Source organism: Halomonas sp. 25-S5, assembly GCF_029889845.1.
Lineage (GTDB): Bacteria > Pseudomonadota > Gammaproteobacteria > Pseudomonadales > Halomonadaceae > Halomonas.
The window spans coordinates 1-8,831 of sequence record NZ_JARANV010000042.1 but is presented as its reverse complement, the minus strand read 5'-3'; the positions used below and the strand labels follow the sequence as shown (position 1 = coordinate 8,831).

13 protein-coding genes are annotated in these 8,831 nt (G+C 68.3%); 4 read left to right on the top strand and 9 right to left on the bottom strand.

From position 1 onward, the window contains the following. Positions 1-267: 267 nt before the first annotated feature. A complete protein-coding gene (locus OP498_RS17895) occupies positions 268-468 on the top strand; it encodes a hypothetical protein (protein ID WP_278031959.1) in 201 nt (66 codons plus the stop codon). A 96-nt stretch (positions 469-564) separates the two neighbouring features. Here OP498_RS17895 and OP498_RS17890 read toward each other — a convergent pair whose 3' ends face one another. Further along, positions 565-1,377: a Tim44-like domain-containing protein gene (locus OP498_RS17890; protein WP_280554680.1), complete on the bottom strand. Its 813-nt coding sequence runs from the start codon at positions 1,375-1,377 to the stop codon at positions 565-567. 107 nt (positions 1,378-1,484) lie between these two features. Between OP498_RS17890 and OP498_RS17885 the strand changes: the two genes are divergently transcribed. Then, the gene (locus OP498_RS17885) at positions 1,485-2,063 is read left to right on the top strand and encodes an isochorismatase family protein (RefSeq protein WP_280554678.1); all 579 of its coding nucleotides are present in this window, start codon (positions 1,485-1,487) and stop codon (positions 2,061-2,063) included. A gap of 4 nt (positions 2,064-2,067) precedes the next feature. On the opposite strand, the gene yaaA is transcribed toward OP498_RS17885, so the two are convergent. Together yaaA and OP498_RS17875 are read right to left on the bottom strand one after the other, a co-directional pair. Next, the gene (gene yaaA / locus OP498_RS17880; protein WP_280554676.1) at positions 2,068-2,847 is read right to left on the bottom strand and encodes a peroxide stress protein YaaA; all 780 of its coding nucleotides are present in this window, start codon (positions 2,845-2,847) and stop codon (positions 2,068-2,070) included. 144 nt (positions 2,848-2,991) lie between these two features. Further along, the gene (locus tag OP498_RS17875) at positions 2,992-4,023 is read right to left on the bottom strand and encodes an NADP(H)-dependent aldo-keto reductase (RefSeq protein WP_280550680.1); all 1,032 of its coding nucleotides are present in this window, start codon (positions 4,021-4,023) and stop codon (positions 2,992-2,994) included. Between the two features lie 221 nt (positions 4,024-4,244). On the opposite strand from OP498_RS17875, the gene OP498_RS17870 reads away from it, so the two are divergent. Both OP498_RS17870 and OP498_RS17865 read left to right on the top strand, forming a co-directional pair. After that, a complete protein-coding gene (locus OP498_RS17870; RefSeq protein ID WP_280554673.1) occupies positions 4,245-4,775 on the top strand; it encodes a tetratricopeptide repeat protein in 531 nt (176 codons plus the stop codon). A 51-nt stretch (positions 4,776-4,826) separates the two neighbouring features. Then, a complete protein-coding gene (locus OP498_RS17865) occupies positions 4,827-5,327 on the top strand; it encodes a hypothetical protein (RefSeq protein ID WP_280550675.1) in 501 nt (166 codons plus the stop codon). Between the two features lie 25 nt (positions 5,328-5,352). Here OP498_RS17865 and OP498_RS17860 read toward each other — a convergent pair whose 3' ends face one another. From OP498_RS17860 to OP498_RS17835, 6 genes are all read right to left on the bottom strand, one after another. Then, positions 5,353-5,907: a TIGR00730 family Rossman fold protein gene (locus OP498_RS17860; protein WP_280550673.1), complete on the bottom strand. Its 555-nt coding sequence runs from the start codon at positions 5,905-5,907 to the stop codon at positions 5,353-5,355. A gap of 59 nt (positions 5,908-5,966) precedes the next feature. Further along, positions 5,967-6,488, bottom strand: a complete 522-nt coding sequence (locus tag OP498_RS17855; protein ID WP_280554671.1) for a DUF501 domain-containing protein — start codon at positions 6,486-6,488, stop codon at positions 5,967-5,969. After that, complete coding sequence (locus tag OP498_RS17850) at positions 6,460-6,786, bottom strand: hypothetical protein (RefSeq protein ID WP_280550669.1); 327 nt, start codon at positions 6,784-6,786, stop codon at positions 6,460-6,462. Before OP498_RS17850 ends, OP498_RS17855 begins: the two co-directional genes overlap by 29 nt. Before the next feature lie 69 nt (positions 6,787-6,855). Then, positions 6,856-7,326, bottom strand: a complete 471-nt coding sequence (gene ybaK / locus OP498_RS17845) for a Cys-tRNA(Pro) deacylase (protein ID WP_280550667.1) — start codon at positions 7,324-7,326, stop codon at positions 6,856-6,858. Continuing rightward, a complete protein-coding gene (locus OP498_RS17840; protein WP_280550662.1) occupies positions 7,323-7,730 on the bottom strand; it encodes a thioesterase family protein in 408 nt (135 codons plus the stop codon). The genes ybaK and OP498_RS17840 overlap by 4 nt, the downstream gene beginning before the upstream one ends. A gap of 59 nt (positions 7,731-7,789) precedes the next feature. After that, a complete protein-coding gene (locus OP498_RS17835) occupies positions 7,790-8,614 on the bottom strand; it encodes a hypothetical protein (RefSeq protein WP_280554670.1) in 825 nt (274 codons plus the stop codon). Positions 8,615-8,831: the final 217 nt, after the last annotated feature.

Here is an 8,831-nt window from a genome sequence, read left to right as displayed (position 1 = left end):
ATCGTCAGGCACTTATTCTGAAACCCCGGCCATTGGTCGGGGTTTCGTCGTTCCGGGGGCCTCCCCATGGCGAGTAGCGGAGCGCCGCCCGGGCCTTCGTCAGGCACCTATTCTGAAACCCCAGCTTCGAACGAAGCTGGGGTTTTTTCGTTGGCGTTACTCACGCCGTTACATGATGTTGCGGCCCGGAGTGGAAAGGCCGTCTGCCAGCGGCTAGGGTTTTCCTGCACGAACCAATGGATCTGGACGTCTCAGGAGGAGATGAGCATGAAGAACGCCATGATGCGTAAGCTGGGCCTTGCCCTGCTGATCGCCATGCTGGGTGTCGGCCTGGCTGCCTGCGAGGAGGAACAGGGGCCGGCCGAGGAGGCGGGCGAGAACATCGACGAGTCCATGGAAGAGATGGGCGAAGGCATGGAGGAGATGGGCGAGGAGATGGAGCAGGCGGCCGAGGATGCCCAGAACTGATTGCCCACTGCCGGTGGCAGAAGCCGGGGCAGAAAACAGAAAAGGCCGGGCAACTTGCCCGGCCTTTCTCGTCTCGGCCGGCCACTCCTCGGGGCGTCAGGCGCCGGGATTCTGCTCGATCCCCTGCAGGTACCAGGGGGCGCCGTCGCGCAGCTCGCGGGTCAGGTGCCATGTCTCGTTGAACTCGTTCTCCTCCCCGTTCTCGGCGATGATGCCGTGGAAGATCACCGTGGCCTCGGCCTCCTGGCCCACCTCCCGGATGTCGCCGAGTTCGGCGAACAGCCGCACGATCTCGGTGCGATTGTTGGCCGGCTGCCGGTCGCGCTCCTCACGCAGCAGGTTGTAGAGCTCCGGGGTCACGTACTCCTGGATGCCGGCGAAGTCGTTGTTGTCCCAGGCGCGCTGAAGGGTCATGAAATGCTCCTTGGCGCCGCCGAGGAAGCGCTCCCGGTCGAACCACTCGGGCTCCGCGGCGAAGGCGGTACCGCCTCTCAGCGGTGCCTGTTCGGCCTGGAAGCGCTGGGGCCCTGTGGCGGCATCCGGCTGGCCCGGGCCATCGGTCATGGCCGGCCGGCGGCGGGCGAACAGCTTGAAGAGCAGGAAGGCCGCGCCGGCGACCAGCAGGAGGTCCATCAGGCGCAGCTCGTCGAAGGCCCCACCGAAGAAGAGCGCGGCGAGCAGGCCGCCGGCGAGCAGGCCACCGAGCATGCCGCCCATCCGTGAGCCGGGGCGCGCCTGGGTGGCGCGGTTGCCGGCAGCCTGGTTCTGGGTGGCCGCAGGTTGCTGCTGCACGGTGCGGGACTGGCTGCCGAAGCTCTTGCCGCCACCCAGGCGGCGGGCATCGGCGTGATCCACGGCCAGGCCGAAGCCCAGCACGCCGACCACGAGCATGATGAGTAGGTGACGCATCAGAGAGGTCTCCATCGGGGAAGGGGATGAGAAAGAGTCGGAAGTGACCATTCTAGCGGCTATGCTGGTCAGCCACGACAACTAACGAATAACGAGAGGGGCCGCCGATGCGCCTGACGCGAGAGAAGAGCCTGCTGCTGATCGTGGATCTGCAGGCCGGTCTGCTGCCGGTCATCGAACATGGCGATCAGGCGGTGACCGAGGCCGCCTGGCTGGGCGGCATGGCCGGCGAGCTCGAGGTGCCGGTGTGGGTCACCGAACAGTATCCCGAGGGGCTGGGGGGCAGCGAAGAGCGGCTGCTCGAGGCGTTGCCGGCGCACCGCCTGTGGCACAAGGTCCACTTCGATGCCCATGCCGAGCCGGCCTTCGCCGAGGCCATGGCCGCCGGTGACCGTCGCCAGGTGGTGCTGTGCGGCACCGAGGCGCATATCTGCGTGATGCAGACCGGCCTCGGCCTGCTCGAGGCGGGCTACGAGGTCTACTGGCTGGTGGAGGCCTGCGCCAGCCGTCGGGCCGGCGAGGCGCGGCTGGCCAAGGAGCGTATGGTCCAGGCCGGTGCGGTGCCGGTGAGTGCCGACATGGTCGCCTACGAGTGGCTGCACCGCTGCGACGACGTGCGCTTCAAGCAGGCCCATCGTCACTTCCTCAGGGAGCGCTCGGCACGCCCCCTGGTGTTTACCGCGTAGTCCTTCAGGCGGCATCCTCGGTGCGGGTGAAGACCAGGGTGTCGCCCTCCGAGAGAGAGGCGTTGTAAGCATAGCCCGCCACGTCGAAGTCCTTGAGGTCCTCGGGGTCGTCCAGGCGCTCGCGGATCATCCAGGCGGCCATCAGGCCGCGGGCCTTCTTGGCGTAGAAGCTGATGATCTTCAGCTTGCCGTTCTTTTCGTCCTTGAACACCGGGGTGATCACTCGCGAGGTGAGCGCCCTGGTGTCGATCGCCTTGACGTACTCGTTGGAGGCCAGGTTGACCAGCACCCGCGTGCCGCTTTTCTCCACGGCGCGGTCGAGCTCCTTGGTGAGGGTCTCCTTCCAGAAGGCGTACAGGTCGCGGCCGCCAGGGTTCTCGAGCTTGGTGCCCATCTCCAGACGATATGGCTGGATCAGGTCGAGCGGACGCAGCAGACCGTAGAGGCCGGAGAGGATACGCAGGTGCGCCTGGGCGAAGGCGTTGTCGTCGTCGCTGAAGGCGTCCGCCTCGAGCCCCACGTAGACGTCGCCCTGGAAGGCCTGGGCGGCGGGCTTGGCGTTCTCGGGCGTGAAGGGGGTGTGCCACTCGGCGAAGCGTGCGGCATTGAGCCCGGCCAGCTTGTCGCTGATGCCCATCAGCTCGCTGAGCCGCTGGGGCGAGTAGCCGCGCAGGATCTCGATCAGCTCACGGCTGCGGTCGAGATGGTCCGGCTGGGTATGCAGGGTCGTGGTGGCCGGGGTCTCGAAGTCCAGCGTCTTGGCGGGCGAGATCACGCTCAGCATGGAGGCGCTCCTGTGCCTGAAGGGGGATGGCCTGATGGCAGTGCAGGCCAGTATACCAAGCGGCCCGCGGCCGGTGGGCTATCGGGGTGATAGCCCGTCGCTCCGGTGCTCTTGGGTCAGGGCTCCTGGGTCAGGGCGCATGGGTCAGGGCGCGGGGTTGGGGATGCGCTGGTGAACGGCCTCGATGGCTTCCAGCACCTCGGCGTCGAGTCGCAGGGACTCGCTGGCCAGGTTGCTCTCGAGCTGCTCCATGGTGGTGGCACCGATGATGTTGCTGGTCAGGAAGGGTCTCGAGTTGACATAGGCCAGGGCCATCCGGGCCGGGTCCAGGTCATGGTCGCGGGCGATCCGCACGTAGGCGGCAGTCGCCTCCTCGGCCAGCGGGTTGGTGTAGCGCTGGAAGCGCTCGAACAGGGTCAGCCGGGCGCCGGCGGGGCGGGCGCCATCCAGGTACTTGCCGGAGAGCATGCCGAAGGCCAGCGGCGAGTAGGCCAGCAGCCCCACCCGCTCGCGGTGGGCGATCTCGGCCAGCCCCACCTCGAAGCTGCGATTGAGCAGGCTGTAGGGATTCTGGATGCTGGCGACCCGGGGTAGGCCCAGGGTGTCGGCCAGGTGCAGGGCGCGCATCACGCCCCAGGGGGTATCGTTGGAGAGCCCGATGGCGCGCACCTTACCGGCATCCACCAGCTCCTTGAGCGCCGATAGCGTCTCCTCCAGCGGCGTGGCGTCTTCTTCATCGTCATGCTCGTAGCCGAGCCTGCCGAAGAAGTTGGCCTTCCGGTCGGGCCAGTGCAGCTGGTAGAGGTCCACGTAGTCGGTCTGCAGCCGGGCGAGGCTCGCGTCGATCGCCTGGTGGAGGTGCTCGCGGGTCAGCCGCGGGCCGCCACGGACATGCTCGAGGCCGGGGCCGGCGGCCTTGGTGGCAAGGATCACGTCATCGCGGCTGCCGCGACGCTTCAGCCAGCTGCCGATATAGGCCTCGGTGCGTCCCTGGGTCTCGGCCATGGGGGGCACCGGATACATCTCGGCGGTGTCGATGAAGTCGATGCCGAAGGCCACGGCACGGTCGAGCTGCTCGTGGGCTTCGGCCTCGCTGTTCTGCTCGCCGAAGGTCATGGTGCCGAGGCACAGGCGGCTGACCTCGATGCCGGTATCGCCTAGCGGTCGCGTCTGCATCGGTTACTCCTGGCAGGACTGCTGAAGGGGTTGACCCGGCATGGTAGCGGGGCCCGGGCGAGGCGGCAAATCCCGGGGTTGAGTCACTGCCGGGGCGCGCGTATGCTTGCCTCCCCGTTGCCCCGGCGGAGTCCGCAGGGCCACCTTTTTTGCAGGGAGCGATACCGGCCACAGGATGTGGCCGGTATCGCTTTCGCACCACTGGACGCAGGGCTGTTGCCATGTCAGAGGCATCCTCACTGTTCACCCGGCTCGAGTACCGGCTCGCACAGCAACTGTTCCATACCCGCTGGCTGCCCCGCTCGCCGCGTACCCAGCGCCTGACCATGCACCTCTTCCAGCGCTGCGCCAATGCCGGGCATCCGGCGGCGCTGTCGCAGTATGGTCATATGCTTTTCCACTGCGGCGTCAGTCCCCAGGACAAGGCCCGCGGGGCGCGCTACGTGCTCGAGGCGGCCCATGCCGGGGATGCCAAGGCCCAGTACCAGGCCGGCCAGATCCGCGAACATGGCTGTGCCCAGTATCCGCGTCGCGACGAATATGCCGTGACCTGGTATGCGCGTGCCGGCGAGGCGGGCCATCCCCTGGCGGCGACCCGCCTGGTCCGCGCCTACCGCAACGGCGAGCTGGGGCTGCCGGTGGATGACGAGAAGGCCGGGCACTGGCAGATCTTGGCCGACCGCCTGGCCGGGCTTGCCGGCTCGCTGGACGCTGGTTCTCTGGACAGGGCCGAAGGCGAGACGCGACACTAGCCTCTTCGCCGCCGTTGCCATCGGCCATCTCGACCAAGGATTCTCCCGCCCGTGACGCTACCCACACTGCTGGATATCGAGGCGTCCGGCTTCGGGCGCGGCAGCTACCCCATCGAGGTCGGCCTGGCCCGCGTCGATGGCAGCACCTGTGCCTTCCTCATCCAGCCGCTGGACGAGTGGACCCACTGGGACCCCAAGGCCGAGCTGTTGCATGGCATCAGCCGCGGACGGCTGCAGCGCGAAGGCTACCCGGTGCGCCAGGTGGCCCGCTGGCTCAATGACGAGCTGGGGGAGATCGGCATCGCCTACAGCGACAGCTGGGGCTACGACAACACCTGGCTGTCGCTGCTCTTCCATCATGCCGGTATGCTGCCGGCCTTCCGCCTGGAGGCGCTGCGTATCCTGCTTAGCGAGGCGCAGCAGGCCCTGTGGAGCCGCACCAAGGAAGCCATCATCCGCGAGCTGGGCATCCATCGGCACCGGGCCGGTGAGGATGCCCGCCTGCTGCAGCTCACCTACCTGCGCACCCTCGAACTCGCCCCCGACGCCTGAAGGTGGGCACGACACGCCGTGCGCGTCAGCCGGCCGTGGCCAGCCGGCTCTCCAGCGCATCCAGCAGCTCGGCGGGGTCAGTGGCATCGACCAGCTCGGCCCGGGTGCGGCCATTGAGGAAGCCGTGCTCCACGGTGTTGTCGAGGAAGGCCAGCAGCGGGGCATAGAAGCCGGCGGTGTCGAGCACGCCGATGGGCTTGTCGTGCAGACCCAAGTAGTGCCAGGTCCAGGCCTCGAAGAACTCCTCCAGGGTGCCGATACCGCCGGGCAGCACGATGAAGGCATCGGCATGGGCCACCATGCTCGCCTTGCGCGCGTGCATGTTGCGTACCCGCACCAGCTCGGTCAGGCCGTGGTGGGCCTGCTCGCGCTCGACCAGGTGGTCGGGCATCACGCCGATGACCTCGCCGCCGGCCGCCATCACGGCATCGGCCAGGGTGCCCATCAGGCCGACACGGGCGCCGCCGTAGACCAGGCCATGGCCGCGGCGGGCCAGCTCGGCGCCCAGCCGGCGCGTGGCCTCGAGGAATTGCGGGTCATGGCCCTCACGGGACCCCAGATAGACGCAGAATCTCGACATGCTCTTCTCCTTGGCAAGCGGTCATCCTAGCGGCCACGCCCGGGACTCGAAAGCCTGAGTCAGGGCAGGCAGTCGGCTACCCCGTAGGTCGCGTCGAGCCATTGGCCGATGACGTTCTCGCCGCAGAGGTGGTGGGCGTACTGGGTGTGCAGGCAGCGTACATGGTCGCGGTTGATGATGCCGCCGATGCCGCGCTCGGTGAGCACGCCCTCATAACCCAGCCGGATGACCTCGGCCTGCTGGGCCTCGCTCATGTAGGCCCAGCGGGCCGCCACGTAGGCGTCGTGGCTGCGGTGGTAGGCGACCAGGAAGTCGGGGTCCTGCTGCAGGCGAGTCTCCAGCTGCTTGATCACCCCGGCGGCCTCGATGTGCGAGATCTCGATCTTGAGCCGCTCCGAGCACAGCCAGTAGAGCGTCGGGAAGGGCCTGCCGTCGACGATGGGCGCCATGCGCAGTACCAGCGGGGTGCCCTCGCCGTCGGTGGCGGCCAGGGCCTCGATGCCGCGGGGCGCGCGACCCAGCTGCTCGGCGATGATGGCCAGCTGTCGCGCGTCAGGGTCCAGGTCGGTGCGGATCACCATCGTCGTTGTCCCGTACGAACTTGTTCGAATGCCCCACGGCGAGGAAGAAGGCGCGGTTTAGCTGCTCGGGGGTGGGCACATAGCGCCACTCCCGCTCGCAGTACTCGCCGGCCCGCGCCATCAGCACGTCATGCAGCCGATTGAACGGCGCATGATAATCGTAAGGGTCGGCGCCGAACAAGCGAATGTGCGGATAGTCGGCAAAGCGCTCGATGAAGTAGCGCTCCAGGGCGGCCTCGACGGCGCGGTGCCGGGGCGTGTCGTCCGGGTCCAGCCAGAGGGTGTAGCGGATGGCCATGGGGGCTCCCGTCGGTGGGTGGCGGCTCCGAGTTGTGACACCGCCGGCCGGGGTTCGGCTCGGCTGCGTTCAGCGCCGCGCCAGGGCAGCGTGGCGGGCCCCGGTCAGGCGCGCCAGGTCGTGTGGCGCCAGGCAGATCTCCAGCCCGCGGCGACCGCCGCTGACGTGGAGGGTCGCGAGGCGCTCGGCGCCGGCATCGAGGAAGGCGGGCAGACGCTTTTTCTGGCCCAGCGGGCTGATGCCGCCGACCACGTAGCCGGTGGCGCGCTCGGCCTCGGCGGGGTCGGCCAGGCTCGCCTTGCGGCCCCCGGCCGCCCGGGCCAGGGCCTTGAGGTCGAGCTGGGCGGAGACCGGCACCATGGCCATCACCAGGCGGCCGTCGTCGAGCCGGGCGAGCAGGGTCTTGAAGACCGCCTCGGGCGACAGGCCCAGTGCCCGGGCGGCTTCCTCGCCATAGGCGGGGCTGCGCGGGTCATGGTCGTACTCGGCCAGGCTGAACGTGACACCTGCCTTCTCGAGGACCTTCACCGCCGGGGTCATGCGTCCGCCGGCTCCGCCTGGAGGTGGGCCTGAAGGACCTCGCGCAGCTCGCCCTCGATGGGGATGGCCTTCTTGGTCGTATGGTCGAAGTGCACCAACACGGTATGGCCAAGGTTGGTCAGAAGACCATCCTGTCGCGCTTCCTGGCTCACCGTGAAGGAGCTGTTGCCGAGCCGCGATAGGTAGGTACGGATCTCGATCTCGCGACCGTACTGCAGCTCGGCGCGGTAGTCGACCTCCATGCGCGCCATGATCAGGCGCCACTTGCGCGGGTCCAGGTCCGGCGTGAACAGCCGGAAGAGGTCGTTGCGGGCCAGCTCGAACCAGGCCGGCAGCCGGGTGTTGTTGACGTGGCCCAGGGCATCGGTGTCGTAGAAGGCGGGCTCGATGGTGCGGGTGAACATCGGGGGTGGTCCTCGTGATCCAGATCAGGCTGACAGCTTTGCCCCGAGCAAGCGCTAGGTCAAGCCCCTGAGCGTGGTCTTGCCGCCAGGCGCGCGGCCCGCCAGGCCAGCAGGCGGGTCCAGGCCAGCAGCCAGGCGGTGGCGACGGCGAAGCCGACCAGGGTGCCGAGCGAAAGCCCCAGGCTGTCGTAGGTCAGCGAGACACACAGGGCGTACCAGAGCAGCGCGCCGAGCCCTGCCGGGTAGTGCTTGATCACCGTGGCCACCGGAGCGGCGCCGTGGGTCAGGTGCAGGATCACCAGGAAGGGGTACATGGTCACCGGGAAGGCGGCCATGACCCCCGCCCAGGCGGCCGGCATCACGTGGGCGAGGCCGGTGATCAGGAAGATGATCCCGGCGGCCAGGGCGGCGCGCAGGCCCAGCGCCGCCCAGCTGAAGCCGCCGCGGGCGCCGGTGGCGGTTTCCGGTACCCGACGGTAGAGCCGGATGAAGAGGATGATCGCCGCCAGGGTGGTCAGGGTGCCGGTCAGGCGGGTGAACTCCAGCTGGGTCAGCAGCAGGCTCACCGCCAGCCAGGCGGCTAGTCCGCCCGCGGTGCCGGCGAGCACCCCGCCCAAGCCGTCGCGGCGGGCGCAGAGCAGGTAGCCGCCGCCCAGCGCCAGGGTGGCGGTGAAGCCGGCCAGGGTGTGCACGGCACTCTGGGTGGCGAAGGCCGGGGAGATCTCCAGGCCGATGAAGAACAGCGCGATGGCGGTGCCCAAGGGGTAGCCGGCGAGCAGGCCGGCCACACGGGTGCTGACCCGCTCGGCGATCATCGAGAGGCCGAGCACCACGCCGATTGATACCAGCAGCTTGGCCAGCTGCCAGCTCAGGGGAACGTCCATCCTGTTTTCCTTACCCTTGAACTCGACCCAGTAGGCCCGGTAAGCGTCAGCGCACCGGGCGTGGAGAGGGCGCCATCATCAAGCCGGATGCGCCTTCGGCTTATCCGGCCTGGTATGGATTGACCCGTCAAGGGCTCGGTTGTCTCTATTTACATATGGTTGTCCTCAATGCCGACGGGTCAGGGAGCGAGGGGCTATCAGCGACGGTGGATCTCTC

Coding starts and splice junctions, on each gene's coding strand:
- OP498_RS17855 (WP_280554671.1), bottom strand. CDS start 6,488: ATGGTGATCCGCACCGACCTGGACCCTGACGCGCGACAGCTGGCCATC.
- OP498_RS17890 (WP_280554680.1), bottom strand. CDS start 1,377: ATGCGTCACCTACTCATCATGCTCGTGGTCGGCGTGCTGGGCTTCGGC.
- OP498_RS17870 (WP_280554673.1), top strand. CDS start 4,245: ATGTCAGAGGCATCCTCACTGTTCACCCGGCTCGAGTACCGGCTCGCA.
- OP498_RS17860 (WP_280550673.1), bottom strand. CDS start 5,907: ATGTCGAGATTCTGCGTCTATCTGGGGTCCCGTGAGGGCCATGACCCG.
- OP498_RS17835 (WP_280554670.1), bottom strand. CDS start 8,614: ATGGACGTTCCCCTGAGCTGGCAGCTGGCCAAGCTGCTGGTATCAATC.
- OP498_RS17840 (WP_280550662.1), bottom strand. CDS start 7,730: ATGTTCACCCGCACCATCGAGCCCGCCTTCTACGACACCGATGCCCTG.
- OP498_RS17875 (WP_280550680.1), bottom strand. CDS start 4,023: ATGCAGACGCGACCGCTAGGCGATACCGGCATCGAGGTCAGCCGCCTG.
- OP498_RS17885 (WP_280554678.1), top strand. CDS start 1,485: ATGCGCCTGACGCGAGAGAAGAGCCTGCTGCTGATCGTGGATCTGCAG.
- yaaA (WP_280554676.1), bottom strand. CDS start 2,847: ATGCTGAGCGTGATCTCGCCCGCCAAGACGCTGGACTTCGAGACCCCG.
- OP498_RS17895 (WP_278031959.1), top strand. CDS start 268: ATGAAGAACGCCATGATGCGTAAGCTGGGCCTTGCCCTGCTGATCGCC.
- OP498_RS17850 (WP_280550669.1), bottom strand. CDS start 6,786: ATGGCCATCCGCTACACCCTCTGGCTGGACCCGGACGACACGCCCCGG.
- ybaK (WP_280550667.1), bottom strand. CDS start 7,326: ATGACCCCGGCGGTGAAGGTCCTCGAGAAGGCAGGTGTCACGTTCAGC.